The organism is Phycisphaeraceae bacterium (assembly GCA_020851465.1).
Classification (GTDB): Bacteria; Planctomycetota; Phycisphaerae; order Phycisphaerales; family Phycisphaeraceae; genus JADZCR01.
The window spans coordinates 114,459-141,447 of sequence record JADZCR010000017.1; the positions used below are offsets into that span (position 1 = coordinate 114,459).

Sequence of the window (26,989 nt, forward strand, 5' to 3'; positions counted from 1 at the left end):
GACTGCCTCGCCCCGCAATACCCGCCAAGCGTCCCACTTTCGAGTAAGCGGTGACTTGCAAATAGTCCTCGATAGTCGCTATCATGTGGGACTCAAAATACCCCGACTCTCCGCGTAGGCGGGGGGTTCATCCGCAGAGGTGGCAAATGGCGCATAAAAAAGGTCAAGGCAGCACGACTAACGGCCGGGACTCAAATCCGCAGTACCGCGGAATCAAGCTCTACGGCGGACAGTCCGCCAAAGCTGGCGCAATCATTATCCGTCAATGCGGCACGCCCTTTAAGGCCGGCCACGGTGTCGGCATGGGTAAGGACAACACGCTCTTTGCCCTGACGAACGGCGTGGTTGAGTTCCAGGGCCGACGAGTCCATGTCCGCCCAACTGCCGACTGAGTTTTCGCCACGCGGCGACACTCAACCAACTGATTTACCGATGGGCGTCTCGTGGCGCCCATTTTTTTTGGACCTGAATCGAACTAAAAGGCCAGTCCTCTCCGATGGTCTTTGCCGGGGCTTGCTCCCAAAGATTTTGGGGCTGTCCCACGATCCATCCCGCATACGATGCTCGTCGATCAAGCTACCATCATCGTTCGCAGCGGTCGCGGAGGCGACGGACACGTCAGCTTTGCGCGGTACAAATACATCCCCAAAGGCGGGCCGGACGGCGGCGACGGCGGTAATGGCGGGGATGTCTGGCTCGTCGCCACCCCGGGCGTGGATACGCTCCTCGATCTGGCGGGACGGCACCATTGGGCGGCAGGCAACGGCGAACCCGGCGAATCCAAGCAATGTCACGGAAGACGCGGCGAAGATCTCGAAATCCGGCTGCCCCCCGGCACGCTCGTGTATGACGACCACACCGGCGAACTGATCGTTGACCTCCATAAACCGCATCAGCGGCTGCTCATCGCCAAGGGCGGTCGTGGCGGGTTTGGTAACGAACACTTCGCCACGCCGACCGATCAGGCTCCGCGAACCGCCACCCCCGGCGAGCCGGCCACTGAGCGCACGCTGCGGCTTGAGCTAAAGCTCATCGCGGACGTGGGGCTTATCGGAAAACCCAACGCGGGAAAATCGACCATGCTCTCGGTCATCTCCCGCGCCCGTCCGAAAATTGCAGACTATCCATTCACCACGCTGGAACCGAACCTGGGCATCGCTGAACTGTCGGGCCTGCGGCGCATTATTTTTGCGGACATTCCGGGCTTGATTCAAGGTGCGCATCAGGGGCACGGCCTGGGTACGCAGTTTCTCCGACACATCGAGCGGACAAGGTTGCTCGTGCACCTTCTGGAAGTAGAGCCTGCCGATGGCTCCGATCCTGTTGAAAACTATCACGTGGTGCGCAACGAGCTGGCAAGCTACTCGGAAGAATTGGCGCGAAAGCCGCAGATCATTGTGCTGACTAAGATGGACCTGCTCGCCCGCGAGGATGATCGCGCGGTAGCCAGGGAGATGATTGAACAGGCTCTGGGCACATCGGTGATGTGCGTCAGTTCCGCTTCAGGGCAGGGACTTGAGCCGTTGCTTGAGGAGTGCTGGAAGATTCTGGTCAAGCTGAAAGAAAATGCAGAGGTCGAAGCCTCGAAGGACGCAACTACCGATTGACTGGGGAGCGGATTTTTCGAGCGGCGGATCGGCAGAATAAAGACTTGAGCAGCAGGTTTCAGAAATATGAACATCAATGCCCTGGCAATTTCGATCGGCAACACCCGCACGCGCCTGGGGACGTTTGTGGATGGCAAGCTCATCGAGCGACAGTTCCTCACGAACCAGTCCATGTCCGCGTTGCCTGAAGTGTTGGCACAGACCTACTCAGCGCTGCGGGATAAAGGTGACGCTCCGGTTGTGCTGGCGTCGGTGAACCCGTCGCTGACTGACCGCGTGGCGCAGGCGGTGGCGCAGCAGCTTGGGCGGACGCCGTTGCGTATCGAGCGTGACCTGAAGGTGCCGATCGGCCGTCAGCTTGATCGTGAAAGCATTGTAGGTGAGGACCGTCTGCTGAACGCCGCCGCCGCCTATGACACGCTCAAATCGGCATGTGTGATCGTCGATGCCGGTACGGCTGTCACCATTGATTTCGTCGATGGTGCGGGCACGTTTCACGGCGGGGCGATCGCTCCCGGCGCGAGGATGATGCTCCAGTCACTGCAAGTGGGCACAGGGCAGTTACCCGAAGTTGAGCTGGCGCGACCGGAAGAACCGATCGGCCACAACACCGCCGAAGCCATGCGCTGCGGTGTGTTTTATGGTTTGCGCGGCATGGTGAAGGAACTGGCCGAACAATACGCCGAAATCGCCGGGAATTATCCGACCATCGTCGCCACCGGCGGTGACGCGGAACTGCTCTTTGGTGACTGGGAATTGATCGAGCGTCATGTGCCCGACCTTACTCTGCTGGGGATCGGTGTGACGCTTCAGACAGCCAGAACCGCCGACGAAGAATAGGATGATTCCGCTGCTGTCTGCGGGACTCCGCTACGAAAATCTGGGTGGTAATTCTCATGCCTCACGAGCCGACGCCATCCGAACTCGATGCGTTAATGCGGGAACGCACGACGCTGACGCTGCGCGTGTTCTGGGGAGCGATGCTGGCTGGACTGGTGCTGCTTTTTCTACTGGTTCTTTCGTTGTGGAGTAAAGATGCGGTACCCGACTCGCCGCCGCATGTCGCGCGAGGACTCGGCTACGCGGTCGTGATCATGCTCGTGACCCTCGTCCCGCTGGGCTATTTCATTCGCAATCAGCAATACAAGAAACACTGGCGGGGTGACGCGATCGCCCCGGCTGGATACCTGAGCGGGAATCTCGTGCTGTTTGTCTTTTGCGAGTTAATCGCCAGCGTTGGTCTGGCTGCGACACTCATCGCCCGCTCACACGGTTGGCAATATCTCACGGCGGTACCCGTGATCATCGCGGTTGCTGTGCTGGTGGTGAACTTTCCCAATGGTCGTGCGATGCTGCCCGCCCGGTCGTGATCCTTCGCGGTGGATTAGAATGGCGATCGGATTGGCCGACGCATTCGTGGTGCTGACTGTTCGCCCGCAGATGTCATAATCAATCTCCCTTCGCATGGATCTGCTCATGTCACCAATCAACTCGAAAAATCCGCAGGCGATAGAGCTTACCCCGCAGCACTGGCTGCGCTTGAGCTTCATGATCTGGGGCGCGCTCCTGGTGGGTCAGATCGTGTTCTTTGGCGTTGTGCTCTTTCTTCGCAGCAGCGGTCAGCAACCGATGGTCAATCAACAAACCGCTCAACTGCTGCTCATCATTGCGTCAGCGATGATCTTCGCTGTGATCCCGCTCGGTTACATGATCCGCCGCTCCTCATTCCTACGCGCTGCTGACAAGGAAGAAAAGGTCAAGCTCGGCATGTTGTTCGGCGGAAATCTGGTGTTCTGGGCTGCGTGCGAGGGCGTCTCGCTGTTCGGGATCGTCGGATTCCTGGTGGGGGGGCTGTGGCTTAATCTCATTCCATCGCTTGTGGCGTTTGTCATTCAGTTGCTTCACTCGCCGCGTCTGCCGGGCGACTCGATCTTTCCAACCATTAACCGATCTGATGTGCACCGCCCGTGAGTTCGACGGCACGAATCACGATTGTCACAGCACCCGCTCCCGGCGCGGTGGCAATGATCCAGATTCACGGTCCGGGTGCCGCTGCCATCCTGCGCAGCGTGACGGGTCATGCCGATTGGCCGGCTGGGCGCATGCGGCTCGCAACGCTGGCGGGCGTGGATCAGGGTTTGGCGGTGATGTTGCGCCCGGATTGGGCGCAGCTCATGCCGCATGGCGGGCCACGGGTGGTACGGCAGCTCGTGGAAAAAACGGTCGCATTGGGTGCGGTTTACGAGCAGTCCCCATCCGCGCGCGACATCTATCCGGAAGCCGTCAGCGACATCGAGGCTGACATGCTCGCGGCACTCGCGCGTGCCGCAAGCCCTGCCGCCGTCGATCTGCTTTTGGCGCAGCCGTGCTTGTGGACTCAGTGGTTGCACACGCTCTCTTCCTCGCAGGAGACCACACGGGAAGACCTGGGCAAGCCACTTCTACTGAATGAAAACGTACTGGCTCGATCGCGCGTGCTGGATCGGTTGATCGATCCGCCTGCGGTCGTCGTCGTCGGTCGGCCCAATGTCGGCAAGTCCACACTGACCAACCGGATGCTTGGCCGCTCGGTGAGCATCGTGGCGGACCTGCCCGGCACGACGCGCGACTGGGTCGCTGGTCTGGCGGAGATTCAGGGTGTGGCAGTGCGCTGGCTTGATACGCCGGGTGTCCGTGCGACCGACGACCCGATCGAGTCCCGCGCAATCACGCTGGCGTCACGGGTCATCTCCTCTGCGGATGTGCTCATTGCGATGCGCGACCACCGAATCGACTGGCCAGCACCCACGGAGCTGCCGCGCGAGCCTGATATCTGGGTGATAAACAAATCCGATCAGAGCCTTCCATCGGATGACACGCGCGGTGCCCTCCCCATCAGTGCTCAGACGGGTGAGGGTCTCGAACTCCTGACCCAGCGAATACTCACGACACTCGGACTGACGCCGCTCCACGAGGAACGGTGGGCGTTTTCGGATCGCTTGAAAAAGCTGGCTGTCGCATCTGACATAGCTGCACTCGCAGTTTATCTGGCTGAAAAATAGGTTTCCGTCTGCCTTCGGTTACGAGTGCAGCAAGCTCCCGCCGAGCGATTTTTCCGAGATCACAGAGAAACACACTCCCAGTCGCGGTCACTTCGCATCCAACACATCGACCGCTTTTTCAAAATACTCAGCACTGGGTACCGCGTGCTCCATGCCCGGCTGTTCGAGGTAGGCGGTGTGTTTGAAACCATCTGCGCGGAAAGCCACCTCCATGTCGTGAGTCAGATCGCGGTTGAAGTCTTTCTCGCCGGTCAGGAACACGAATTTTGTCTGCTCTCTGGCGAGTTTCAGCGGCTCTTCCGCGGGCGGCTTGTATTGAGCGGTCCAGACGTACTCGTCTTGGCCGCTCAGGGGAATATCACGGAAGTAATCGCAACCGACGATCGGGACGACGCCTCGGAAAACATCAGGATAGACGAGGCCGACGCGGCTGGCAGTGCGCCCGCCGCCGGAGAGCCCGACCAGATAAACACGGGCTGTATCGATGTCATAGCGCTGCCGCATGTTGATCGCGCCGTCGATCGCCAGCGCGAAGCGTCGTGCCATGGCAACCTGGTTGCCGGATTGATTCGCTCCGATCCAGATCAGGTGATGTTTTTCGAGAACGGGTAACCAGTCGGCAGGCGGGGCGCCTGGATCATCGGAATTGATCCAGACGATCAGGCCGTACTTCACGTCCTGTTTCGGCGCTGGGACATAGACCTCGAAGGACTCGTCCTTGATTTCGTAAGGTTCCTTCAGGCTGACATGCCGCCAGTCGAAACGCCTGGCAAGTTCGGACAGGCGGCTCAGATCGCTGCGCTTGTCGAAGGTGATGGTGAACGCGCCGGTTCGTGCGGATGGCTGAGTTGCCTGCCCCAACGCAGGCGCGACAAGCAGCAGCAGGAGAACGAACACCAATCGAGTCGCGCTGTTCATGGGAGTGTCGCAGTGGTCGGCTCGGATGCTGCCCGTTTACGGCGTGGATGTCTGCGATCCGCCTTCGCCGGCAATACTCGAGCGCATCGCGGTGTCCGCCTGTACGTTGCGCATGCGGTAGTAATCCATGATGCCCAGATTTCCCTTGCGGAAGGCGTCCGCCATTGCCTTGGGTACCTCCGCTTCCGCGAGCACAACCAGTGCGCGGTTGCGCTGGATCTCGGCCTTGTTCTCCTGCTCGACGGCAACCGCGCTGGCGCGGCGTTTTTCCGCCTCGGCTTGGAATCGCTTGGCGTCCGCGGCAGCTTGATCCGCCTGGAGCTTGGCGCCGATGTTTTCGCCCACATCCACGTCGGCAATATCCACCGAAAGAATCTCGAAGGCTGTCCCGGCGTCCAGACCCTTTTCCAGCACCGACTTACTGATGCGGTCGGGGTTTTCCAGTACCGCCTTGTGGCTGCTGGCCGAGCCGATCGTGGTGACGATGCCCTCGCCAACACGGGCGATGATCGTTTCCTCAGTCGCTCCGCCGACGAGTCGGGCGATGTTGGTTCGCACGGTGACACGCGCTTTGACCTTTAGCTGGATGCCGTCCTGCGAGACCGCGTCGATCGTCTCGCGCCCCTTGGTTGAGTCAGGACAGTCGATGACTTTGGGATTCACGCTGGTGTGTACCGCGTCGAGAATATCGCGGCCCGCAAGGTCGATGGCACAGGCGGTGTCATAAGGCAGGTTGATCTTGGCGCGGTCGGCTGCGATCAGCGCGGTCACGACAGTCGGAACCCGCCCGCCTGAGAGGTAGTGGGCTTCGAGTTGGTCAGAGCTTAGGTCGAGGCCTGCTTTGATCGCTCGGATGCGCGAGAGCACGATCACGCGCGGGTCCACCTTGCGCAGCTTCATTCCGATGAGCTTGCCGAAGCCGACACTGGCACCCGATGTCAACGCCTGAATCCAGATGCTCAGAAACTGCCCCACGACCGCGAAGATGATGATCATGACGATCGCGGAAACGATCAGAACGGCAATGAGAACCTTATCCATGTCAACCCCTTTCGAAAGGAAGAACATGGTGCATCATACAACGATCTGACCTTTCCGCAGGCCCGTCATTTCAGCCTGCCGCGTGAGAGGGCGTCGCCGGCGGCAGCGGCCGCAATTCGGTGTGCGGAGACCCGTACCGCTATAATCGCCGCGTGCCCAGGGTGGTGGGCGGTACCGAGGACTCATTTCATGCGCGCGATCGTCACCGGCCAGGTCGGGATGGATAAGAAAGACTACCTCAACAAAGTCGCGCGCCTTGCCGGCGAGCGCGGCGAGTCGATCGAGGTGTTCCACGTCGGCGACATGATGTACGACGAGGCCCGCGACGTGCGGCCGGGACGCATCCTCGACCTGCCGCTTTCACGGCTCAACTCGCTCCGTCGTGCCGCGTTCAAGGACATCCTCACCCAGTCCGAGGGCAAGCGGAATCTGCTGGTCAACACGCACGCCACTTTCCGCTGGCGTCACGGCCTTTTTTCCGCATTTGATTTCGATCAGGTCCGCAAGCTCGCCCCCGACATGCTCATCTGTCTCGTGGACAATATCGAGGTCGTTCATAACCGGCTCCACGGCGAACACACGCTCGACGCGACGCTCAAGGACCTGATGGTCTGGCGCGAAGAGGAGATCATGGCCACCGAACTGATGGCCCAGGCGGTCTCCAGTGTGTCCGGCAGGCGGAACTTCTACGTCCTGTCGCGCGGACGACATCAGGACACGATCGAGACCTGTTACCGGCTGATCTGCAAGCCGCAGATGCGCAAGGTGTATCCGAGCTTTCCCATGAGCCACGTGGTCGATATGCCGGAAGTGCTCGCGGAGATCGACCGCTTCCGAGCATCACTGGCGAAACATTTCATATGCTTTGACCCCGGCGATGTGGACGAAAAACTGCTGCTCGATGCAGCGATCGCGGCTGCGAAAGAGGGCCGCGACTTCGTCGAGATGAAACCCGGCTCCTTCACGGGCTCGGCCGGCCAAAGCCTGCGGGTTTCGGTCAAGCAGGTGCTCGACATCGCCGGCGACGTGGACGGGCAGATCTACGCACGCGACTTCAAGCTCGTGGACCAGAGCGACATGATCGTTTCACTCGTGCCGGAACTTCCCGGCGGCGTGCCGGGACTGTCCAGCGGCGTCGAGCGCGAGTTGCACCACGCCTTTGAACACGGCAAAGAGGTGTACGTCGTGTGGAAGCCGAAGAAAAACCCCAGCCCGTTCATCACCGAGACGGCTACCAAGGTTTTCAAATCCGTCGAAGAAGCACTGACGTATTTTGAAAACACGGGGATGTTCGCCCAGGTCAACCTGTTTGGGCATTGAGACCAGAGACATTGAAGGAGATGCCGGGAGTCCCTGTTTGGCCTCGGTCTCGGCTTACTTTATCTCCGCGGCTCTACGATTCCGGGTATTCTTCCCGACTGGCGTTTTACCAGGCTTTGGTTACAATGGCGGACTTTCCACCGGGCATCCGTCCCGGCCAAACGAGGTGACTCATGTACGCGATCATCGAAGACAGCGGCACGCAGATCAAGGTTTCTCAAGGCGATGTGATTCAGGTGGCACTGCGCGACCTGCCCGCCAATGCCGCGACATTGACCTTTGACCGCGTGCTCTTTGTAGGTGGGGGCGAAGGTGCTGCGAAAATCGGCGCCCCGCTGGTCGCCGGCGCGAAAGTGACCGCCGACGTACTGGGCGAAGGCAAGACCGACAAAGTTGAGATCTTCAAGTTCCGCCGTCGCAAGACCTATCGCCGCCATCGTGGCCACCGGCAGGATTTCATTAAAGTCAAGATCACCGGCATTCAGGCGTAAATGCTCCGTGCCGCACGCGAATGACGCGGCCAACGACATCGAAATAACACTGTTTGACGAGGCCGAGGCGACTCGGCCTTTTCATTGCGCAGCGAATAGCTCTTGACGATTCGTTTCAGCATCGGTTTGGTAAGACAATCCGAGCGAGGCCAGAAAAAAGGCCGGCACCTTTCGGCACCGGCCCTTTGTTACGTCAACTGAATACGCAACAGCATCACTGCTTACTTGCAGCATTCCTTGCACTGTTCGGTGCACTTGCCGTCCTTGCAGCAGTCCTTCATGTCACAGGATGACTTGTCCTTGCAACATTCGGTGCATTTGGGCTGTGCCTTGCAGCAGTCTTCGCCTGCGTAGGCCTGCGAAGTGGTAAAGCCCGTCAGCATCGCTGCGGACGCCAGAATTGCGCTCAACATGAGAGTCTTCATCATTATGCTCCTTCCCGCGCGCTCGATGGAGGCGCGGGATTAGTTTGAGAATTAGAAAAAGAACGGAAAACAAAAAGAATCAGCGAAAACGAAAGGATTTCTCAAACCGTCGGGGGGCCGCGCGGCGCATGGACTTCCCGCGCAAGATCAAAGACGAGATAAATCAGTTCGGAGTGTTGTGCAATCTGCGTTGGTGCAGCCGGCACGAGCACATCGCGCTGCGGATTGATCCACGCGACCGGCACGAACGTTTTTGCAGGAGCAGGCGCATCACCACGCGCCAAGACATCCACTGCCTGGCCCGGCCGCACTTCACAGCGCGGCATATTCACCGGCTCGTGGCACGACACCACGGGCTTCTTCTCAACCTGACAACATGCGTGAGCGGTGTGATGGTCGTTACCGCAGGGCGAGCCATCGGCGCACCACATCGTCGGCACAGCCATCGCCGGCAGGATCACTGCCGCCTGGAAGATCAGAACCAGCGCCAAGATTTTGTGCCGGATCAACCCCATGACACCCATTATACGCCTTTCCTCGGACTTGGATCGGTAAAAAAACGGCTGGTCTTTCGTTTTTGTCACCTGGAGCCGTCAACAACTGTTTGTGACGAATTTACCGGCGAGGAAGTCTGTTTATAGGTTTTCTAAAATAGCGTTACGGATGCTTCATCCCTGTTATTGGCGGGACGGCGCAGCCTGATGCGGCAGAGGTAGAGCGATGGCCGGAGACCGGGGCACCGGCTTGACCCATTCGACGCTCTTTACCACACTAGCCGCTCCTTCTAACCAACAGGATCGCACTTATGGCACGTCAGGACGCTTTTTCTCCCACTCCCGCGGATAAGTTCACTTTCGGCCTGTGGACCGTAGGCAATCCCGGCCGTGATCCGTTCGGTGAGCCTACACGGGTAAAACTCGATCCGGTAAAGATCGTGGATCTCTTAGGCGAGGTGGGCGGCGTCTATGGCGTGAATTTCCACGACAACGACCTGATCCCGATTGACGCGACAGTCGCCGAAGCGGACACGATCAAGCGTGATTTCAAGAAGGCACTCAAGAGACAAAATCTGCGCGTGCCGATGGCCACGACCAATCTGTTTTCCGATCCGGTATTCAAGGACGGTGCATTCACCAGCAACGACGCGGAGATTCGCGCGTATGCGATTCAGAAGACGATGCGAGCGATGGAGCTGGGTGCCGAGTTTGGAGCGAAGATTTATGTCTTCTGGGGTGGCCGCGAGGGAACCGACACCAACGCGAGCAAGGATCCGGTCAAGGCGGTCGAGTGGTTTCGTGAGGCGATGAACTTTTTATGCCGTTATTCGATGGATCGTCGGTTCGGCTACCGCTTTGCACTGGAAGCCAAGCCGAATGAGCCGCGCGGTCACATCTTCGCGCCGGTCACCGGCTCGTACCTGGCGTTTATCTCTACCCTTGACCATCCTGAGATGGTTGGCGTCAATCCTGAGTTTGCCCACGAGCAGATGGCGGGGCTTAACTTCGTGCAGGTCGTGGCCGAGGCGCTGGCTGCCGGAAAACTTTTTCACATTGATCTCAACGACCAGGAGGTAGGACGATTCGATCAGGATCTCCGCTTCGCCAGCCAGAATTACAAACACGCTTTCTTCCTCGTAAAGCTGCTGCTGGATAACGGATACGCCGGGCCGAAGCACTTCGACAGCCACGCCTACCGCACGGCTGACTACGCGGATGTGAAAGCCTTCGCCCGCGGTTCGATGCGGTCGTACAAAATTCTTGAGGACAAGGCCCGTCGCTACAACAGCGATCGACAGATTCAGGCGCTGCTCCGCCGCATCGTCAACGACAACGCCAAGCTGGCGCGTCTGACCGCGAGCTACTCGAAAGCCAATGCGAAGGCCCTGCTGGACGCCGACTTTAACCGACAGAAGCTGGCTGCCCGTTCTCTGCCTTATGAGGAGCTGGATCAGTTGGTGTTCGATTTGTTGATGGGCGAGCGTTGAGAGAAACGAAATGTCGTCGTCTTGACCGATGCGCTTGTCAGCGGGCGATCACTCGATTTCCCGTGACATTTCGATCATCGTCGCGCGAAATCCCCGCTTTCTGAAAAAATCCTGTGCGACATGATTGGCTGCTGCGCTTTCGAGGATGATTCGCGGGGCATGGTGCTCAGCCATCCAAGCGATGACGCCTTCGAGCAGTGCGCTCGCCACCCCGCGACGGCGTGCTTTTTCAGCCACGACCAGATCGTGCAGAAATCCGCACGAATCCATCAGGCGGTTCCAATCCCTGCCCTCGAGTCGCGCATAGGCGTAGCCGAGGATTTTCGCTTCGCCTTTGGTGTGATTTGAGGCAGCAACGAGGACGAGAGCTTTTTTATTCTGCAGTTCACGGCCGAGCCAGTTTTCGTAGCCGGGTTCGATCGGTTCGTGCAGAATGGCGAAACGCTGACGGTCCCACTCATGGTGCAGGCGGACCATGAGGCCGGCGAGTTGCGCTACCTGCGGCAGATCAGCGGAACGGGCGGTGCGGACTTCAAAACCTGATTTGCTCATCGGCAGCTCTCCTTGAGTCAGGACTCGTAGCCGTGTGCGTGTAGAATCGCCACTCATTGGACATATGGCCCACGTGAAACTTCTTTTCCTCAACCAATACTACTGGCCCGACAGTGCCGCGACGGCGCAGATGCTCACCGATCTCTGCGAATACCTCGCGTCGCCATCCGGCGGCAATCACGAGGTCCACGTCCTCGCGTCGCGGGGAAATTACGATGCCGGTTCGCAGGTCGGCAGAAAGACCAGCCGTTATGAAGTCCGCAACGGCGTACACATCCACCGGGTTCGTGCGGCGGCATTCGGTAAGCGGAGCATGGCCGCCCAGGCGATCGATTTTGCTTCCTTTCATCTGCTGGTGGGTCTGCGCACGCTGATGGCCTCGTGGCGGTACGACGCGATGGTGACGCTCACCACACCGCCGCTGATCGGCATCTATGCCACCCTTGTCCGTGCGGTCTCGCGCACCAAGCATGTCTGCTGGGTGATGGATCTGCATCCAGATTGTGAGTTCGCGTTGGGTGTGATGAACCCGCGTCAATTCCTGCCTCGAATCTTTGCGTGGCTCAACGACCTCCATCTGCGCAAGGCTGACGGCTGCGTTGTGCTGGGCGAGTGTATGCGACAACGGTTGCTGGATAAGCGGATTCACGAAGAGCGCATCAAGCCAATTCGACTCTGGGGCCATGATCAGCAGGGACAGACACCCGGCGAACCGGAGGCGAATCCGCTTCGACGTGAGCTGGGTCTCCAGGGAAAGTTCATCGTCGGCTACTCCGGCAACGCGGGATACATCCACAGCTTTGAGGAGATCACCTCAGCGGCACTGGCGTTACGTGACGATCCGAGGTTTTTCTTTCTCTTCATCGGCGGAGGACGGCGACTCGCGGATGTCAAGACTTTTGGCGAGACGCATAAGCTGACGAATCTTTGTGTGCTGCCATATTTCCCTCGCGAGCAGTTAGCGCACTCACTGGCACTGCCCGACGTACATCTGATCAGCCTGAAGCCGGGACTCGAAGGCATCTCGGTTCCGAGCAAACTTTACGGAATCATGGCTGCTGCTCGTCCTGCGATATTCGTCGGCCCTCGTGAAAGTGAAACCGCCCGCGAGATACAACGGATCGAGTGCGGCAGGTCGATCAACAACGGCGACACAGCCAGTCTGATCGCAGCATTGTGCGAACTGGTGGCTGATCCGACGCTGCGGCAACGCATGGGACAAAACGGTCGGGCGGCTTTTGACTCCACCTACAACGCACAGGCGCGGTGTCAGGAGTGGCGAACATTTCTGGAAAACCTGACACACCGTGGCTAAACCCACGCGGATAGTTGAGCAGCAGACTTGCGTGCTGCTTGCTTTGATCACGACATGGGAAAACGCATCAGCCGCGAGAAATCGGACGGCTGATTTTGCGTGGATGACCCGTAAATATGGTTGTACGCTATAATTACCGTCACGGTAAGGCGTGGTTTTTCGGCGTGGATAGCATTTTCCGCGTGGAAAGCGGAGAATACTTGGGTTTTTTGCGGGGTAAGTAAGGCTTGTAAAAATCATTGAGTGGAGTACGAAATGCCGCTCTCTGCCGCATAGAGTGCAGGGGCTATTTGTAACGGCCTGCCTGGTTTGCTTGACATCAACATCAGTGATTGGAAGGGTCATGAACGCTGCACGCTCGTCCGTTCGTTTGTTCAGCACGCATCGGAAGCCGCATCGCGGGTTCACGTTGATCGAGCTGCTGGTTGTCATCAGCATCATCGCGCTGCTCATCGGCATCCTTTTGCCGGCATTGAGCGCAGCCAAGCGGGTCGCCAAGCGCACCACCTGCGCATCGAACCTTCGTCAGATCGCGTTGGCGACTGTGCCTTACCTCAACGATTTCCGTGAGAGCATCTACTGGCTCGGTGCGGATGTGGAACTCGACGGCATGGATTGGTACGTGTACGGCGGAAGAAAGACCGGCAACCTCTATCTGGGGCAGGGCGGCTTGTTCAACAACGAGGCTTTTCGCCCGCTCAACCAATACGTCGGCGACAACATCGAAGTATTCCGCTGCCCTCACGATGTTATCCCCGTCGCATGGGCGGACGGCAACACTCACTTTGACTGGGTAGGCAACAGTTACTCATTCAACTCGATCGGCAATCCGCTCGGAGTGCATGTAGAGGGTGTCAACGGTCTGGCGGGCAAACGGCTTCAGGACATCAAGGTGCCATCCATCACCTTGGTGTACATGGATACCTCGCTGCACAAATCGCCCGGATCATGGCATGGCAAAAACGGCAATATCGCACTGGCGGATGGCCACGTGGAGTTCCGCGGGCTGCCCAGCGATTCCGATACAGCCTATTCCTGGAACCCGTGAGCGGCGGGGCAGCTTGCACCAGAGGCAGACGTCGGGTCAACACATCCGCCTTTTACGGTGTCGATCAACACCAGCACCAGCAGCAACAGCGTTGCGCCCGCCAGCACGCCGGCGGACCACGCTGAGTTTTCGCTGATGCTCATCAATTTGAAAGCCGGCATGGAGTATGCGGCAAAGACTACCGCTGTCAGGATTCGTCGCGCCGGTTGGCAAGGTTGCGTCGCGCAATCCGCGGGACGCAGCAACAAGATCAGCGTCGGGATCGCCAGCAGCAGATAGTGGAGCCATACGAGGTCAGCGGACAGAAGCATGATGAGGCATCCGATGGTGACGGCTCGCGCGTCGGACAAAAAGCGAGGCATGTCTGAATCCGTCGGAGTCTTTGATCGTTGTCGCCAGCCGATCCAGCAGCAGACGGCAAAGGCGAGACAACCCAGGAGCAGGAGCGCCATTTCACAATGCCAGTGAGTCAGTTCGTAGAGGATGCGTGCCAGCGAGACATTGCCGGCGGAGACTGCGGGATTCGCTTCGAGCATGAATCGTCTCAGGCCGTGCCACCAGTCGATCCAGATTCGTGCCGAGCCAAAATAAATCGCGGAGAAGATGAACGAACTGATAGCCGCGATCGTGCCGCCTGTCGCCTGTGTCGCCAGCGTGCGAAATCTGCCTTCGATGATCCAGACTACCGCCAGCAGTCCGGGTATCAATGCGAGATTAGGCTTGAACATGCAGAGCAGACCGAGAAGTGCGCCGGCCAGCGCATCGCGGCTGGGTGTCGAAGGGCGGCGGATCAATACGAGATAAAGCGCGATGCAGCCGACCTGAATTTGATTGACGTTTCCCACACCCAGGTCGGAAAAGTAAGCGGTGGTGAAGAGGAGTATGGCCACCGCTGCCAGCATCGCTTCGAGGCAGGAATAGTTGCATGTCTTGGCGATCAGGATCAAGCCCGCGACCATCGACACCAGACAGATGATCTGGAATACCGTGTAGTCAAGCTCGTAATCTCCCGTCGTGATCGCGCCCAGAAGCGAGTAGAGAAACGGAGTGGCGGTGATCTCGAATTGTTGCCGTTTCGCCAAAGCTTCCGCGTAGCGTGTGCCTCGATCAGCGGGCGTCAGCGCACGGGTCATCTCCGCGGGAATGCGTCGGGCGGAGTCTGCTGAGTAAATGGCTGAGCGGCTGGCTGAGGCCGTCTGGCCGACCGCCCAGAAATGCAGATAGTCCAGACCGACCGATGCACGTCCGATGCTCCAATTGTTGGCGATGGCACCTACGAGAAGCAGCAGTGCGAAAATCCATTGAGGGCGTGTCCGGGAGGCACGGAAGCCCGGCTGCCCATCACAGGTGGGGATGGAAGAGAGAGACATGAGGCCCAATGGTAACAGGCTGCGATCAGCACCCGGCGAGCTTGCGCAGCCGCGGCTGCCCGGCACGACTTCCGCACAAGCGTTAAAATTACGGTATCGCGTTTGGTTCGATCCTCATCAACCCATTATCAGAAACGGAATGTCATTCCATGGCTAAAACCACCAGGACGTTCGGCGTGGGAATCATCGGTACCGGCTGGGTTGCAGGTGCCCATATCGACAACTTCAAACGGGTCGCCGGCTGCGAAGTCGTCGCAATCCAGTCACGCAACAAAGCCAAAGCCCGCGCCAAGGCGCAGGAGCACAGCGTGGCTGCGGCTGCTGCCTACGACGACCTTGATGCGTTTCTCCGCCATCCCGGTCTGGATATTGTGGTTATCTGCACGCCGCACCCGAACCATCCCGCCGAGACAATCGCCGCCGCCAGAGCGGGCAAGCACATCGTGATTGAAAAGCCAGTCGCGCTGGACCGGGTGAATCTCGACAAGATGATCGCCGCCGTTGATAAAGCCAAAGTCAAGACCAGCGTCTGCTTTGAGCTGCACTGGATGGGGTTGTTCAAAAACATTCAGGCGATTCTTAAGCAGGGATTGATCGGCAATGTGTTTTACGGTGAATGCAGCTATTTCCACGGCATCGGCCCGTGGTACGGACAGTGGTCGTGGAATGTAAAGCAGAAAATGGCAGGCGATGCACTGCTCACCGCAGGCTGTCATGCACTGGAAGTGCTGATCTGGTGCATGGGCAGTCCCGTTGTCGAAGTGGCGGCCATGAGTAATCGCAGTCTGAAGAATCCGCTGAAGTACGAATACGATCCGAACAGCGTGGCAATCCTAAAGTTTGCCAACGGTGCGATTGGCAAGGTCGCGACGAGCATCGAATGCCGTCAGCCGTATCTTTTCCCCGTGCTTTTCCAGGGTGACAAGGGGACGATCTGGAACGACAACCTTTCGACGATGGATTGGCCGGGCACACCCAAGGATCGCTGGGCGAAAATTCCCGCAGCGATGCCCGACTCCGGCGATGTGAACGATCACCCGTATCTGGGACAGCTTGAATACTTCGTGGACTGCATCCGCACCGGCACGCGACCGCACAATGATCTGAAGGCCAGCGCCCACGCTCACCGTGTCATCTTCGCGATCGATCAGGCGATTCGGACCAGGAAAAACGTGAAGGTGTCGTGAGGGTTGATTATTTTGGCTTACGCGGCTCGCCGGTCATTGCGGTGCGCGTAAATCCCCGCCGAGGTTTCGGTCGCGCTGATGGGTGCGCCAGTGTTCGCATCAAGTGGTGTTTTCGTGCGGCGGCACGGCGGTGTTCTGCATGGCGTGGCGCGTGCTCCAGCGGTGATTAAACGCAGCGAGGTCGCGGTACTTCCCTTGGAGGAACCCTCAAATTATTTCGCGTCAGCAGACGTGCAGCTGACGATGAACTGAGCGTCCAACATGTCGTCGATGAAAGAGCCTGCCCATCCACCGCTTATGCTGTTTGATTGCTTTCGTGGAAACTTCAAGTCCGCTACCATGGCTCGACTATGGATTACATCCTCCCCATCGCGACACACAACGCCATCATTGAAGCCGCATACAGGAAGCGAGGCTATCACGCCGACGAAGCCGGGCAGGCCGCTCGGTTCTGTGAGCTGGCAGCGTGGCACGGGATCAAGACGCACAACGGCCTCAAGGCGCTGCACCTTGACGACCACTTCGGCAGCGGAAACAAGAAATCACCCGGCTGCGTGCCCGGCGCGAAAATCGAAAAGCTGTCGTCAGGGCGGTTCAAGGCGGCGCAACGGTGGAACGCACACAAGAAACTCGGTCAGGCTGTCGCGTTTGAAGCGATGGATACCGCGATCAAGCTCGCCGATGAGTACGGCGTCGGGATCGTCAGCGTGGACGAGGCGTTTCACTACCTCTGGGGAGGCGGCTATGTGATGGATGCCGCCAAACGCGGCTACATCGCATACACCAACTGCACCGCCGCACTGGCGGAGGTCGTTCCCTTTGGAGGGAAGCACGCGACGCTCGGCACCAATCCTCATTCGTGGGGATTCCCGACCACGGAGGCCATCGGCTTTCCGATCGTGATCGACTGGGCGACCAGCACCGTTGCCATGGGGCGCGTCCAGCAATTCATCCGTGAGGGCAAGCCGCTCCCGCCCGGATGCGCGGTTGATGAAACGGGAAAAGAAACGACGGATGCGACAAAGGTCAAAGCTCTGCTGCCCTTCGGTCAACATAAGGGCTACGGCCTGTCGCTGATCGACGAATTGGTTGCTGCGTTCATCGGTGGCTCGCTGCCGACGATCCGTTCGCGGCCGGAGATCGCCCCGGCAGGAGAAAAGACGACACCGAGCTTTTTCTTCCAGGTGATTCATCCGGAGGCGATGAATTGCGGCCAGTTCGCCCGGAGCCGATCACAGGCGCAGAATGTCAAAGCAGTGCTCGAGGACATTCTGGGTCACGGCAACTCTCCGCCGTCCGGCCGAACCATGCTTCCCGGCCAGATCGAGCACGAAGCCGCCATGCGCAGCCGTAATGCCGGCGGGCTGCTTTTCACCGAGGCTGAGATCGGCGAATTTGTCAAAATCGCCGGGGAAGTCGGCATCCCCCTCCAGGCAGAAAATTTAAATCGTATTTGACTTTTCCCGACCGATTGGTAAAATACCAGTTGAACTATGGCGCCTCGCCGGATGCAAGGCTGTTCCGGGGATGATTCTCGGAGGAGGCCATCCGGTTGCAGGCGGCTGGTTGCGGCAGGAGTCCGCGGCTCGCTGTCTAAGCCGTTCGTGATTTCCCGTTTGGCGGATCGGTATCGCGGTTCGGGTTGTGCAGATGCCGCCACGCAATGTTTATGATGAACTTTTATTTTTGGGAGCACCTTATGCGCCACTCTCACCGTCTCATTGCTGGTGTTCTTTTCCTTTCGCTGCTCGCACTGGCGGGCTGTGTCGAGCTGGTCGGCCAGCGACTGTCGCTGAGCTTTGATGAAAAAACCGACACGCTGAGATTGCTGATTTTTTACGACGGTATCCACGAGAAGCCCGGAAACCATGGCGATAACGGTGCGGTACAGATCCCCAAGTTCGTGGCAGACGGAGACATGATGCTTTTCGACTGGTTCGGCCACATCAAGATGGCGGACATTCGCACTGTCCCGGACCCCAACGAACCGTTAGCGGAGGTACAGACCGCTCTCGCCGCGTCACTCAAGACCATGCCGATCGGCCACTACCGCGATGCACGAGGTCACATCGGGGCCGCCCAACTGGTCACTATCTCGAATGCCCGCGAACTCATCAAAAAACTCAACGCTGCGATCAACAAGTCATCAATCTCATTCGACCTGCCGGACATGCCGCGCACGACAGAGATCTGGAAAGCCGCCGCCGCCAAGGATCATCAGTGGTTCACGCTCGATGGGCAGGCTGTTCGTCTGGCCTTCCCGGTTCAGCCCGGTGAGTGGCGTCTCATCAAAGCCAAAGGGCTGTGGGAGTTGTTCAACGGGATTCAACTCGACGATCAGACAGCCGATGGCCGCGCAAAGAAGCTCGAGGATGCCCGCAAGCTGGTATCCCTGCTGGCGACCTGCACGATTTCCTATGAAGAAGCCGACGGAATGGTTTCCATCATGCTGGGGAATCGCAGTTCTTCCAATACGTATCGCCTGTCCATCATCCACGATGAATACGAGCCGAGTCTGGAGCCTGTGGTGACGCACGAGGTACCGCTCGATCTGGATGATGCGATCGCGCGATTCGTGATTCACAAAGTGGATAAGCCCGCGCCGGGTGTTGCGGAAATCATTTCCGCCGGCCCGCCGGAAGTCGTCCCCGCAGCCCTGCTGCGTGCCGCGACGGGAAAGGACGATTCGATTCAGGAAGCCGCTGTTGAAAAACTTTCGGAGTGGGCCAGGCAATGGAATGCGTCGCAGGGCGCGCCTGCCGCACCGGAGATCTTTGACCAGCAGAAGTGGAATGACTGGCTGTTGAATGTGGATCGGATTCCGAATGAGTTGATGCCTGATCCGAAACCTCCTGCGCCGCCGCCACCGCCGCCCGTGCCGCCGGATTCGGAGCCGGAGGAATGAGCGGGACAGAATGAGGATGTTGTCGCACGGACGATTTACTTCTTGGGCTTGCTCTCCCAACGGGTGTACCACTCCATCAGGTCAGGTGTTGGGGCCCCATGGTGGATCGTGACACGTTTGCGTTCCGGCAGGTAGTTTCCCAGGTGCCAGCCGTTGGGGTGATAGATCATGAAGTCGCCGGCATCCATAGACGCACGGATTGCATTGGGCATGGCCTTGCAGTATTCGAGATGTACTCGATCGCGGGCGCAATACTCCGACTGATTGAGGTTGCCCGTCGCCGCCGCTGCAGCGGTCTCGCCCGGCAGATCAAAATCGCGCAGGTAACTGCCGGGTACATACCAGGTGCAGTTGTCCTCGTACAGAGGGCAGTTGATCTGGTTAAACCACATCGGGTTTGTATTGATCCGCCGGAACTCCTCGACATCCGGCACATTGCTGGTCTCGCGGATATCCCGATGCCAGGCCGTCGCCCCCGGAGCCTCGCTCGGCTCGATCAGCAGGCCCATCCGGCTTACGCCGTAGTTATTCATGTCGTGTCTGGGGGAGAGCAGTTGATGAATGGCATCGACGAGTACCGGCAGCGACAGGTAATCGTGAAAGGGCTTTAGCTCGTCCTCGGTGAGATAGTTGGCGATCGGTTGGAGCCGCTGAGCGTTGGGGCCGCGCGCTTTGCGGGCCAGCTCAGGCACACGCACGGATGCTTTTCGTAGATCGCTGATCAGCGAAGAAGGGAGAATGCCACGGAATATGACATAACCTTCCTTACGGTACTGATGAATCATCTCTTCACGGAACTCAAATGACATTGGAAACCTTTCAGGTGACAGACGTTTCAATGTATTGTCGGACACGAGTACAAAACCGCAAGATGACAGTGAAACCACCGTTGAAAGAAAGATTATGCCCGCATTAACCTGGCCCGTCCTCACCCGTTACACCGGCACTCAACTGCTGCACGTCGCGCTGCCGCTCGGCGGCATCGGCACCGGCACGATCTCGCTCGGCGGTCGCGGGCAGTTGCGTGACTTCGAGCCGATGAACAAGCCGAATAAGGGCTACGTTCCGAACAACACCTTTTTCGCGCTGCACGTCAGGCAGGGACGCCAGACAGTGACACGCGCTCTGGAAGGTGCGATTGATCCAATTCAATTTGAAGGTCACTCCGGTTGCGCCGTACAGAACCACGGCTTCCCGCGCTTTCGTAAGGCTGAGTTCCTCGGCGCTTATCCGCTCGGTCAGGTCGTGCTCTCAGACCCTGGCGTGCCTGTCGCCGTGCGACTCGAAGCGTTCAACCCGTTCGTGCCCGGTGACACGGAAGCGAGCGGCATTCCCATCGCTGTGCTGCGCTACGTGCTGAAGAACAAGACCGACAAGCCGCTCACTGCGACAGTCGCAGGCTCGATGGAAAACTTCATCGGCTGCGATGGTAAGGGCAGCCGGGGCGACAACAACGTGAACGAGTACCGCACGTCCGCTTCAGAGAGCAAAAACGGAGTGCGCGGCATTTTCATGCGATCCGTCGGCCTCGATGCAAAAAACGAGTTCAACGGCACGCTGTCGCTTGGCACGACGGCGACTTCCGGGGTCAGTTACCGTCTCGCGTGGTCGCCGCAGGGTTGGGGCGCGGGGAAAATCGATTTCTGGGACGACCTTACCGACGATGGCCGTCTTACGGACCCTCCGACCCCTGACAGCTCGCACGCAGGCGGAACGCAGGCCAACCCAACCGCGTCACTTGCCGTTGAAGTGCGCATTCCGCCGCGTGCCACGCGCGAGGTGACTTTTTTCATCTCGTGGCATTTTCCGAATCGCAAGACGTGGACACCGATGAAGCAGGATGAAACCGTCCCCCTCGGCCTGCCGGGTCAGCCCGACCCGAACCATATCGGCAACCATTACTGCGTGACCTATGCTGATGCGTGGGATGCCGCGGTGAGGACTGCCCCGCGACTCGCTGAGCTTGAAGCGGCGACGGTAAAGTTCGTTCGTGCGTTCTGCGACGCCGACCTGCCGCACGTCGTGAAAGAGGCTGCCCTCTACAACACCAGCACGCTGCGCACTCAGACCTGTTTTCGTACCGCCGACGGTCGGTTCTATGGCTGGGAGGGTTGCGCGGATGATGTCGGCTGCTGCCACGGCTCATGCACACACGTGTGGAACTACGAGCACGCCAGTGCGTTTTTATTCGGTGCTCTTGCCCTTGATGCGCGCGAGACTGAGTTCATCTTCGCCACGAACGATCACGGCCTGATGAGCTTCCGAATCAACCTGCCGCTGGCCAAGGCGCAGGCATGGCAACTCGCCGCTGCCGATGGACAGATGGGCACGCTCATGCGGCTGTACCGTGAATGGCAACTCTCCGGCGACGATGCGGCACTGCGCCGCCTGTGGCCCAAGGCACGCAAGGCGATGGAGTTTTGCTGGATCAAAGGCGGCTGGGATGCTGACCGCGATGGCGTGATGGAAGGCTGCCAGCACAACACGATGGATGTCGAGTATTACGGTCCCAATCCGCAGATGGGTACGTGGTATCTCGGCGCGCTGCGTGCCTGCGAGAAGATGGCGAATTATCTTGGTGAGCACGATTTCGCCGCCGAATGCCGCCGGTTGTTTGAAAGCGGCCGCGCGTGGATGGATGAGCACCTCTTTAACGGCGATTACTACGAGCATGAAATCCGCCCCTCGACAAAGGAATCGGATATCGCACCGGGCCTGCGACACGAAAGCATGGGCGCGCGAAACCTTGTTGAGCCGGAGCTGCAACTCGGCGCAGGTTGCCTCGTCGATCAACTCGTCGGACAGTACACGGCAGAGGTGCTCGGTTTGGGCTACCTGCTCGACCCGAAAAAAATACGCAAGACGCTCGACTCGCTCATGCGCTTCAACTTCAAGCGCGACCTCTCAGCACACTTCAACTCGATGCGCAGTTACGCGCTTCAGGATGAGGCTGCGATGCTGATGGCCAGCTACCCGCGCGGTCGGCGCCCTGCGAGACCGTTTCCCTACTACGGCGAGGCGATGACCGGTTTTGAATACACCGCAGCCGTACACATGCTGTACGAGGGCATGACGAAGCAGGGGCTGGAAGTGTTCAAGGCGGTGCGCGACCGCCACAACGGCGAGCGGCGCAACCCGTTCAACGAACCCGAATGCGGCCACCATTATTCGCGTGCTATGGCGAGCTGGGCCGGTGTGCTGGCAATCACGGGTTTCCACTTCTCAGCTGTTGACCGGACGATGACGTTCGCCGCGAGCAGGAAGCCTGTGACGTGGTTCTGGTCCACCGGTTATGCGTGGGGCACGTGTGCGCAACGCCCGATCAAGGGCAGCACAACCGTGACGCTCCGCGTGCTGCACGGCGAACTGTCACTTCAAAAGTTCACGCTTACAGGGGGCGGCGAAGTCGAATGGCCCGACAACAGAATAAGAGCGGGGCAGGTCAAGGTTTTCCGACTCGAAAGTCGCCGTCGTGCTACCTAACGTTTGAGGGTGTCATTGCATCATTGCCGGCGTGCGTTTCGATGATTTTGTGATTGCGCGTCTCCCAATTCATCGCGAGAGGAATCCACCATTGAACGATGCGTCAGGACTTTTTGTGCATCATGAGGTGAGTGCGGAGGAATAAATCTCATATTTTCCTTGAATCCGCTTCCTCGTTTCTCTCCACTCTGTCATAATCCCTGTCAGGGAAAAGCGACTCATCACTTCTTTCAGGAGCTTCATATGCTTGGTACCGATGATCCGGTTCTCCGTTACCGCGGCTACGTTGCGATTCTTGTCGGTCTCGTGCTGGTGATCCTCGCCCGCGGGTGCGACTCGATCGGCGGACGCAATGTCGCGCGACTCCAGGCCAAGTACCGGCTGGCGACCACAGATTTTGACGAAAAATGGGATTCGGAAGAACGGGATGTCACGCGCAAGATCGATGCCATGATGTCCAGTACCGAACCGGGGCAGGTCGATCCGAAGCTGCTGGACGAGTTGCGGAAGCAGCAGTCCACCCTGGCGACGGATCGATCACGGGAACGCCGATCGCTCGAATCGGGCAAGTGGGCGGAAATGCGTCACGATGCCGATACCGCTGCGGCGCGGAATAACGCTAGCGCCTATTGGCGCGAGTGCTTCTTCGTCATCGGTGCGGTGATTCTGGCGGTCGGCCTCGTGGTGATGAGCGTGACCACGCCCGGCCCGGAGCGGTGGGTCGCTCTGGTGATGCTGGCGATCATCGTCTTCAGCATTTTTGTCGTCGGCTCGCCGTGGCTTTCATCCATGGATAACGCATTGCGGCACTGAGTCACCTCGCTGAAAAAAGCGGCAGCCGAGTCGGTTGCGCTACATCAGGGCGCTGTCGAGCCAGATCGTCACCGGCCCGTCGTTATGGATTTCGACGTGCATGTGTGCGCCGAAGATGCCACGCTGAACCTGACGGACTCCCAGCGAGGTGAGCCGCTGCGCGAAATATTCCACGAGCGGTGCTGCCAGGTCCGGTCGGGCTGCGTCGGTAAAACTCGGACGGCGGCCTTTGCGTGCGTCGGCATAAAGGGTGAACTGCGAGATCACCAAAGCCGCTCCGCCGACATCGATCAGCGACAGGTTGAACTTGCCCTCAGCATCGGTGAAAACGCGGAGGTTGACGACTTTTTCCGCGAGCTTATCCGCCTGCGCTTCCGTATCGCCCTGACCTGCACCCACGAACAGAACGTAACCCTGATCGATCGCGCCGACGGTTTGACCGTCCACGCTCACCGATCCGCGGTTCACTCGCTGAACCAGAACTCTCATGCGGGGCTACTACGCTGCGGCTTTTTCAGCGGGCAGAGCCTTCTTCGCCTGCGCCACGATCGCATCGAACGCAGCGGGATCGGCAATGGCGATTTCGCTGAGCATCTTGCGGTTGAGGCCGATGTTCGCCGCCTTGAGGCCGGCAATGAGACGGCTGTAGGAGATGTCGCGAGCTTTGGCGGCAGCACTGAGTCGCGTGATCCAGAGGCTGCGGTACTCACGCTTGACGCGCTTGCGATCTCGGGTCGCGTAAACGCCGGCACGGATGACGGCTTCTTTGACCTTCCTCCATTGCGTGCTGCGTGAGCCGCGCTTTCCCTTGGCGGCTTTGAACCAGCGATTTTTCGCCTGACGGCGGGCGGCGCCTTTGCGTGCGCGAGGCATGGGAGACTCCTTCGTAAACCGCGATGGCGGGGGCGGGCAGTTGCCCGCGCTTTAAGACCCGGCTCGCATGTTAGGCCGCTTGGGTCCGTTGGGGACGGGCGGCGATGGCCGGCCTCACGTCGAGGCCGACATCCATTTCAAGCGCGTTCTTTCGCGCCGACCGGCTTGAGCGGCCGGTGCAGCATCCGTTCGAGACGAACGACGTCGCCGGCTTTGGCGATATTCTTGCGCCGGAGATTGCGGAGTTTTTTGCCGCCTTTACCGCTGCGCAAGTGACCTGCGTTAGCCTTGTGGAACGAGACCTTGCCCCTGCCGGTGACTTTCATCCGCTTGAGCAGACCTTTGTGCGACTTGAGCTTGGGCATGGCTGGTTCCTTTTGGCGAGCCGCACATTGTAATTAGGACTCGTCAAATCGCAAGCGAACCGCGGACGTGCTTTTCCAGTCTTTAGGCAGCTCTCAACAGGGGTGGTATCGCGTAAACTCTCAGCATGCAGATCGGTCTGTTCGTCATTATCGCAGCGGTGGTCATCGTCGCGGCGATTTTCAGCTCAATCCAGGCCCGTAAGCGGCGTGAAGCTCTGGTGAAATGGGCGGCGGATAACGGTCTGGCGTTCAGCGTCGGTAACGACTACACCTTTGATGAGCGATTCGGACAATTCGCAATCCTGCGCCAAGGCGACCAGCGATACGCATACAACATCGCCAGCGGCGTGTATCGCGGTCGGGAAATCTGTGGATTCGACTACCACTATCAGACGTATTCAACCGACTCGAAGGGGCGGCGAACCACGCACCATCATTACTTTTCCGCCGTACTTCTCGACTGCGGACTACCGATGCGGCCAATGCTCATCCGACCGGAGGGTTTCTTCGATAAAGTCACCGAGTTTTTCGGCTACGACGACATCGACTTCGAGTCCGCAGCCTTCAGCAAGGCGTTTTACGTCAAGTGTGAGGACAAGAAATGGGCTTTTGACGTGATCCAGCAATCGACGATGGAGTTCCTGCTTGCCTCGCCACGGTTGACGCTGGAGATGAACAACCGGCTCATCATCGCTTCTAACGGTTCGCGCTTGTTCGACCCGGCACAATTTGAAGCGGCGATCCAGATCATCGAAGGCGTGCTGGACAGACTGCCGGGCTACCTGCTCCGGGAACTCAAGAGCGCGTCGTCGCCGAGCGACAATTCATCGACGTGATGATTTCGGCGTGACACGGCGGACGTGCATCGGGAGAGTTTTCGTACAATAAATCCATGATTCCGCTGCTGATCATTCTGGCTGTCGTCGCTCTGCCGATCATCTGGGCGATCGTGATCTACAACAACCTGGTGCGCGGACGGAATCACTGTGATGAATCCTGGTCGGACGTGGATACGGAACTGAAGCGGCGGTACGACCTGATTCCTAACCTCATCTCGACAGTGAAGGGCTACGCAGCACATGAGAAGGAAGTGCTGGAACGTGTGATCGCCGCACGCAACGCGGCTCAGGCGAATCACGGATCGCCACAGGCGCAGGCGGCGGATGAGAACGTGCTGGTAGGTAGTCTGCGACAGCTCATGGCCATCGCCGAGCAATATCCGGTGCTCAAGGCCGATGTGAACTTCCGCCATCTTCAGGAGGAACTGGTCAACACGGAGGACCGCATCCAGCGGTCGCGCCGCTTCTACAACGCCAACGTGCGTGACTACAACAACGACGTGGAGGTATTCCCCTCAAACCTCATCGCGTCATGGTTCAGCTTTGCCAAACGTGAATACTTCGAGATCGACCCCGTCGCCCGTGAGCCGGTGAAGGTGGATTTCGTTTCTACTGCAGCTTCCTGACTCTCCGTTTGTCAACGCAACGTGAAACATTCCGTCACGACGGAAGAGTGAATCTCCTCGCAGTTGTTTTGCGCTACACTACCTGCACGATGGCGACGATCGAGATCGGCACGGAGTCGGAAGGGAACAACCACTGGGCCTATGAGGTCACCGTGCGCGATGATGGCCGGTCGTATCACTACCACGTCACGCTGAGCTGGTCGGATTATGACCTCTGGTCGCATGGCCGCGTCGCGCCGGAGCGCGTGGTCCGAGCAGCGTTTGATTTTCTGCTGGAGAAAGAGCCGCCTTCGAGCATTATGGCGAAGTTTGATTGTGCGTTGATCCGGCGGTTTTTCCCGGAAGTGGATCGGGAGCTGCCCGGAAAAATCTGACTCGCACCGCGCTGCTGTCGATTTCCGTATGTGGTCAACGGTTACTTGCGCTACGCCTGCACATCGAGATGGCGATAGAGCTGTTCGCTGTGGGTGGGTGCATCAGCCGGCGGGGCAGGCGTCGGCGTTTCGTCCTGGCTAGCAGCGGTCTGGTTCTGCCGACGGGGGTTTTGCCTGCGTTGATCGGTTGTCTGATGCTGGGGCAAGCGGCCGTCGATGCGCAGCTGGTCGTTGGTATCGAGTTGATCGTCCTCCTCGAGGGCGAGCATGTGGGCTTCGATGAGGTCCTGAACCCGCTGGGCATCGCGCGTGGTCTGATGGCGCACGCTCTCGCGCTGCCGCGCGACCTGCTGCGCCTGTAGCGAGGTTTGCGCTACGGCTGCTGCGACGCTGGTTCCCAGAATGCTCATGA

General features: G+C 58.9%; 30 protein-coding genes. 19 read left to right on the forward strand and 11 right to left on the reverse strand.

All coding sequences use genetic code 11. The annotated features are described in order from the left end of the window. Positions 1-146 precede the first annotated feature (146 nt). The 6 genes from rpmA (at position 147) to IT444_13205 (ending at position 4,648) form a co-directional block, all read left to right on the forward strand. On the forward strand, positions 147-392 hold the full coding sequence (rpmA, locus tag IT444_13180) for a 50S ribosomal protein L27 (protein ID MCC7193722.1): 246 nt from the start codon (positions 147-149) through the stop codon (positions 390-392). Between the two features lie 111 nt (positions 393-503). Beyond that, positions 504-1,607, forward strand: a complete 1,104-nt coding sequence (gene obgE, locus IT444_13185; protein MCC7193723.1) for a GTPase ObgE — start codon at positions 504-506, stop codon at positions 1,605-1,607. 66 nt (positions 1,608-1,673) lie between these two features. Continuing rightward, positions 1,674-2,447: a type III pantothenate kinase gene (locus IT444_13190; GenBank protein MCC7193724.1), complete on the forward strand. Its 774-nt coding sequence runs from the start codon at positions 1,674-1,676 to the stop codon at positions 2,445-2,447. 56 nt (positions 2,448-2,503) lie between these two features. Beyond that, a complete protein-coding gene (locus IT444_13195; protein ID MCC7193725.1) occupies positions 2,504-2,977 on the forward strand; it encodes a hypothetical protein in 474 nt (157 codons plus the stop codon). A gap of 106 nt (positions 2,978-3,083) precedes the next feature. Further along, positions 3,084-3,578: a hypothetical protein gene (locus tag IT444_13200; GenBank protein ID MCC7193726.1), complete on the forward strand. Its 495-nt coding sequence runs from the start codon at positions 3,084-3,086 to the stop codon at positions 3,576-3,578. Further along, complete coding sequence (locus tag IT444_13205) at positions 3,575-4,648, forward strand: GTP-binding protein (protein ID MCC7193727.1); 1,074 nt, start codon at positions 3,575-3,577, stop codon at positions 4,646-4,648. The genes IT444_13200 and IT444_13205 overlap by 4 nt, the downstream gene beginning before the upstream one ends. Positions 4,649-4,735: 87 nt before the next feature. Here IT444_13205 and IT444_13210 read toward each other — a convergent pair whose 3' ends face one another. Further along, positions 4,736-5,566: a hypothetical protein gene (locus tag IT444_13210; GenBank protein ID MCC7193728.1), complete on the reverse strand. Its 831-nt coding sequence runs from the start codon at positions 5,564-5,566 to the stop codon at positions 4,736-4,738. Between the two features lie 36 nt (positions 5,567-5,602). Then, positions 5,603-6,607, reverse strand: coding sequence for a flotillin-like protein FloA (gene floA, locus IT444_13215; protein ID MCC7193729.1), 1,005 nt, complete (start codon positions 6,605-6,607; stop codon positions 5,603-5,605). A 189-nt stretch (positions 6,608-6,796) separates the two neighbouring features. Here floA and IT444_13220 point away from each other — a divergent pair, with 189 nt between their 5' ends. Both IT444_13220 and rplU read left to right on the forward strand, forming a co-directional pair. After that, positions 6,797-7,927 carry an AAA family ATPase gene (locus tag IT444_13220; GenBank protein ID MCC7193730.1) on the forward strand — a complete coding sequence of 377 codons (1,131 nt, stop codon included), beginning with the start codon at positions 6,797-6,799 and terminating at the stop codon, positions 7,925-7,927. A gap of 173 nt (positions 7,928-8,100) precedes the next feature. Continuing rightward, positions 8,101-8,418, forward strand: coding sequence for a 50S ribosomal protein L21 (rplU, locus tag IT444_13225; GenBank protein ID MCC7193731.1), 318 nt, complete (start codon positions 8,101-8,103; stop codon positions 8,416-8,418). A 221-nt stretch (positions 8,419-8,639) separates the two neighbouring features. On the opposite strand, the gene IT444_13230 is transcribed toward rplU, so the two are convergent. Together IT444_13230 and IT444_13235 are read right to left on the reverse strand one after the other, a co-directional pair. Then, entirely contained in the window at positions 8,640-8,843 is a 204-nt protein-coding gene (locus IT444_13230; protein ID MCC7193732.1) for a hypothetical protein, read from the reverse strand. Positions 8,844-8,944: 101 nt separating this feature from the next. Next, positions 8,945-9,358, reverse strand: a complete 414-nt coding sequence (locus tag IT444_13235; protein MCC7193733.1) for a hypothetical protein — start codon at positions 9,356-9,358, stop codon at positions 8,945-8,947. Positions 9,359-9,648: 290 nt separating this feature from the next. Between IT444_13235 and IT444_13240 the strand changes: the two genes are divergently transcribed. Next, positions 9,649-10,827 carry a xylose isomerase gene (locus IT444_13240; protein MCC7193734.1) on the forward strand — a complete coding sequence of 393 codons (1,179 nt, stop codon included), beginning with the start codon at positions 9,649-9,651 and terminating at the stop codon, positions 10,825-10,827. 48 nt (positions 10,828-10,875) lie between these two features. On the opposite strand, the gene IT444_13245 is transcribed toward IT444_13240, so the two are convergent. Beyond that, on the reverse strand, positions 10,876-11,379 hold the full coding sequence (locus IT444_13245; GenBank protein MCC7193735.1) for a GNAT family N-acetyltransferase: 504 nt from the start codon (positions 11,377-11,379) through the stop codon (positions 10,876-10,878). 73 nt (positions 11,380-11,452) lie between these two features. Here IT444_13245 and IT444_13250 point away from each other — a divergent pair, with 73 nt between their 5' ends. Continuing rightward, positions 11,453-12,694 (forward strand): glycosyltransferase family 4 protein, encoded by a 1,242-nt coding sequence (locus tag IT444_13250; protein MCC7193736.1) that lies wholly within the window; start codon positions 11,453-11,455, stop codon positions 12,692-12,694. A gap of 343 nt (positions 12,695-13,037) precedes the next feature. Continuing rightward, the gene (locus IT444_13255) at positions 13,038-13,742 is read left to right on the forward strand and encodes a prepilin-type N-terminal cleavage/methylation domain-containing protein (protein MCC7193737.1); all 705 of its coding nucleotides are present in this window, start codon (positions 13,038-13,040) and stop codon (positions 13,740-13,742) included. On the opposite strand, the gene IT444_13260 is transcribed toward IT444_13255, so the two are convergent. After that, the gene (locus IT444_13260; protein MCC7193738.1) at positions 13,724-15,112 is read right to left on the reverse strand and encodes a hypothetical protein; all 1,389 of its coding nucleotides are present in this window, start codon (positions 15,110-15,112) and stop codon (positions 13,724-13,726) included. The genes IT444_13255 and IT444_13260 overlap by 19 nt on opposite strands. Before the next feature lie 149 nt (positions 15,113-15,261). Between IT444_13260 and IT444_13265 the strand changes: the two genes are divergently transcribed. The 3 genes from IT444_13265 to IT444_13275 all read left to right on the forward strand — a co-directional run bounded on the left by IT444_13265 (position 15,262) and on the right by IT444_13275 (position 19,204). Continuing rightward, the gene (locus IT444_13265; GenBank protein MCC7193739.1) at positions 15,262-16,299 is read left to right on the forward strand and encodes a Gfo/Idh/MocA family oxidoreductase; all 1,038 of its coding nucleotides are present in this window, start codon (positions 15,262-15,264) and stop codon (positions 16,297-16,299) included. A gap of 350 nt (positions 16,300-16,649) precedes the next feature. Beyond that, entirely contained in the window at positions 16,650-17,756 is a 1,107-nt protein-coding gene (locus tag IT444_13270) for an Ldh family oxidoreductase (GenBank protein MCC7193740.1), read from the forward strand. A gap of 242 nt (positions 17,757-17,998) precedes the next feature. Next, positions 17,999-19,204 (forward strand): hypothetical protein, encoded by a 1,206-nt coding sequence (locus IT444_13275; protein ID MCC7193741.1) that lies wholly within the window; start codon positions 17,999-18,001, stop codon positions 19,202-19,204. Between the two features lie 35 nt (positions 19,205-19,239). Here the strand turns inward: IT444_13275 and IT444_13280 are convergent, their stop codons facing one another. Continuing rightward, a complete protein-coding gene (locus tag IT444_13280; protein ID MCC7193742.1) occupies positions 19,240-20,013 on the reverse strand; it encodes a phytanoyl-CoA dioxygenase family protein in 774 nt (257 codons plus the stop codon). A 94-nt stretch (positions 20,014-20,107) separates the two neighbouring features. Here IT444_13280 and IT444_13285 point away from each other — a divergent pair, with 94 nt between their 5' ends. Further along, positions 20,108-22,687: a hypothetical protein gene (locus tag IT444_13285; protein MCC7193743.1), complete on the forward strand. Its 2,580-nt coding sequence runs from the start codon at positions 20,108-20,110 to the stop codon at positions 22,685-22,687. A gap of 243 nt (positions 22,688-22,930) precedes the next feature. Further along, entirely contained in the window at positions 22,931-23,500 is a 570-nt protein-coding gene (locus tag IT444_13290) for a hypothetical protein (GenBank protein ID MCC7193744.1), read from the forward strand. A gap of 39 nt (positions 23,501-23,539) precedes the next feature. On the opposite strand, the gene IT444_13295 is transcribed toward IT444_13290, so the two are convergent. From IT444_13295 to rpmI, 3 genes are all read right to left on the reverse strand, one after another. Further along, on the reverse strand, positions 23,540-23,989 hold the full coding sequence (locus IT444_13295) for a D-tyrosyl-tRNA(Tyr) deacylase (GenBank protein ID MCC7193745.1): 450 nt from the start codon (positions 23,987-23,989) through the stop codon (positions 23,540-23,542). 9 nt (positions 23,990-23,998) lie between these two features. Continuing rightward, a complete protein-coding gene (gene rplT / locus IT444_13300; protein ID MCC7193746.1) occupies positions 23,999-24,373 on the reverse strand; it encodes a 50S ribosomal protein L20 in 375 nt (124 codons plus the stop codon). Between the two features lie 137 nt (positions 24,374-24,510). Next, positions 24,511-24,738, reverse strand: coding sequence for a 50S ribosomal protein L35 (gene rpmI / locus IT444_13305; GenBank protein ID MCC7193747.1), 228 nt, complete (start codon positions 24,736-24,738; stop codon positions 24,511-24,513). 125 nt (positions 24,739-24,863) lie between these two features. Here rpmI and IT444_13310 point away from each other — a divergent pair, with 125 nt between their 5' ends. The 3 genes from IT444_13310 (at position 24,864) to IT444_13320 (ending at position 26,577) form a co-directional block, all read left to right on the forward strand. Then, the gene (locus IT444_13310; protein ID MCC7193748.1) at positions 24,864-25,574 is read left to right on the forward strand and encodes a hypothetical protein; all 711 of its coding nucleotides are present in this window, start codon (positions 24,864-24,866) and stop codon (positions 25,572-25,574) included. Positions 25,575-25,630: 56 nt separating this feature from the next. Continuing rightward, positions 25,631-26,203, forward strand: a complete 573-nt coding sequence (locus IT444_13315) for a LemA family protein (GenBank protein MCC7193749.1) — start codon at positions 25,631-25,633, stop codon at positions 26,201-26,203. A gap of 89 nt (positions 26,204-26,292) precedes the next feature. Continuing rightward, positions 26,293-26,577 (forward strand): hypothetical protein, encoded by a 285-nt coding sequence (locus tag IT444_13320; GenBank protein ID MCC7193750.1) that lies wholly within the window; start codon positions 26,293-26,295, stop codon positions 26,575-26,577. 50 nt (positions 26,578-26,627) lie between these two features. Here the strand turns inward: IT444_13320 and IT444_13325 are convergent, their stop codons facing one another. Next, complete coding sequence (locus tag IT444_13325) at positions 26,628-26,987, reverse strand: hypothetical protein (protein MCC7193751.1); 360 nt, start codon at positions 26,985-26,987, stop codon at positions 26,628-26,630. Between the last annotated feature and the right edge of the window lie 2 nt (positions 26,988-26,989).

Excerpts from the sequence above, each read along its gene's own strand:
- IT444_13295 (MCC7193745.1), bottom strand. The coding sequence starts at position 23,989 with ATGAGAGTTCTGGTTCAGCGAGTGAACCGCGGATCGGTGAGCGTGGAC.
- IT444_13285 (MCC7193743.1), top strand. The coding sequence starts at position 20,108 with ATGCCCGCATTAACCTGGCCCGTCCTCACCCGTTACACCGGCACTCAA.
- rplU (MCC7193731.1), top strand. The coding sequence starts at position 8,101 with ATGTACGCGATCATCGAAGACAGCGGCACGCAGATCAAGGTTTCTCAA.
- IT444_13200 (MCC7193726.1), top strand. The coding sequence starts at position 3,084 with ATGTCACCAATCAACTCGAAAAATCCGCAGGCGATAGAGCTTACCCCG.
- IT444_13210 (MCC7193728.1), bottom strand. The coding sequence starts at position 5,566 with ATGAACAGCGCGACTCGATTGGTGTTCGTTCTCCTGCTGCTGCTTGTC.
- floA (MCC7193729.1), bottom strand. The coding sequence starts at position 6,607 with ATGGATAAGGTTCTCATTGCCGTTCTGATCGTTTCCGCGATCGTCATG.
- IT444_13255 (MCC7193737.1), top strand. The coding sequence starts at position 13,038 with ATGAACGCTGCACGCTCGTCCGTTCGTTTGTTCAGCACGCATCGGAAG.
- rpmA (MCC7193722.1), top strand. The coding sequence starts at position 147 with ATGGCGCATAAAAAAGGTCAAGGCAGCACGACTAACGGCCGGGACTCA.
- IT444_13235 (MCC7193733.1), bottom strand. The coding sequence starts at position 9,358 with ATGGGGTTGATCCGGCACAAAATCTTGGCGCTGGTTCTGATCTTCCAG.
- IT444_13290 (MCC7193744.1), top strand. The coding sequence starts at position 22,931 with ATGCTTGGTACCGATGATCCGGTTCTCCGTTACCGCGGCTACGTTGCG.
- IT444_13315 (MCC7193749.1), top strand. The coding sequence starts at position 25,631 with ATGATTCCGCTGCTGATCATTCTGGCTGTCGTCGCTCTGCCGATCATC.
- IT444_13245 (MCC7193735.1), bottom strand. The coding sequence starts at position 11,379 with ATGAGCAAATCAGGTTTTGAAGTCCGCACCGCCCGTTCCGCTGATCTG.
- IT444_13190 (MCC7193724.1), top strand. The coding sequence starts at position 1,674 with ATGAACATCAATGCCCTGGCAATTTCGATCGGCAACACCCGCACGCGC.
- IT444_13230 (MCC7193732.1), bottom strand. The coding sequence starts at position 8,843 with ATGAAGACTCTCATGTTGAGCGCAATTCTGGCGTCCGCAGCGATGCTG.
- rplT (MCC7193746.1), bottom strand. The coding sequence starts at position 24,373 with ATGCCTCGCGCACGCAAAGGCGCCGCCCGCCGTCAGGCGAAAAATCGC.
- IT444_13260 (MCC7193738.1), bottom strand. The coding sequence starts at position 15,112 with ATGTCTCTCTCTTCCATCCCCACCTGTGATGGGCAGCCGGGCTTCCGT.
- IT444_13265 (MCC7193739.1), top strand. The coding sequence starts at position 15,262 with ATGGCTAAAACCACCAGGACGTTCGGCGTGGGAATCATCGGTACCGGC.
- rpmI (MCC7193747.1), bottom strand. The coding sequence starts at position 24,738 with ATGCCCAAGCTCAAGTCGCACAAAGGTCTGCTCAAGCGGATGAAAGTC.
- IT444_13325 (MCC7193751.1), bottom strand. The coding sequence starts at position 26,987 with ATGAGCATTCTGGGAACCAGCGTCGCAGCAGCCGTAGCGCAAACCTCG.
- IT444_13240 (MCC7193734.1), top strand. The coding sequence starts at position 9,649 with ATGGCACGTCAGGACGCTTTTTCTCCCACTCCCGCGGATAAGTTCACT.
- IT444_13270 (MCC7193740.1), top strand. The coding sequence starts at position 16,650 with ATGGATTACATCCTCCCCATCGCGACACACAACGCCATCATTGAAGCC.
- IT444_13320 (MCC7193750.1), top strand. The coding sequence starts at position 26,293 with ATGGCGACGATCGAGATCGGCACGGAGTCGGAAGGGAACAACCACTGG.
- IT444_13310 (MCC7193748.1), top strand. The coding sequence starts at position 24,864 with ATGCAGATCGGTCTGTTCGTCATTATCGCAGCGGTGGTCATCGTCGCG.
- IT444_13195 (MCC7193725.1), top strand. The coding sequence starts at position 2,504 with ATGCCTCACGAGCCGACGCCATCCGAACTCGATGCGTTAATGCGGGAA.
- IT444_13280 (MCC7193742.1), bottom strand. The coding sequence starts at position 20,013 with ATGTCATTTGAGTTCCGTGAAGAGATGATTCATCAGTACCGTAAGGAA.
- IT444_13275 (MCC7193741.1), top strand. The coding sequence starts at position 17,999 with ATGCGCCACTCTCACCGTCTCATTGCTGGTGTTCTTTTCCTTTCGCTG.
- IT444_13220 (MCC7193730.1), top strand. The coding sequence starts at position 6,797 with ATGCGCGCGATCGTCACCGGCCAGGTCGGGATGGATAAGAAAGACTAC.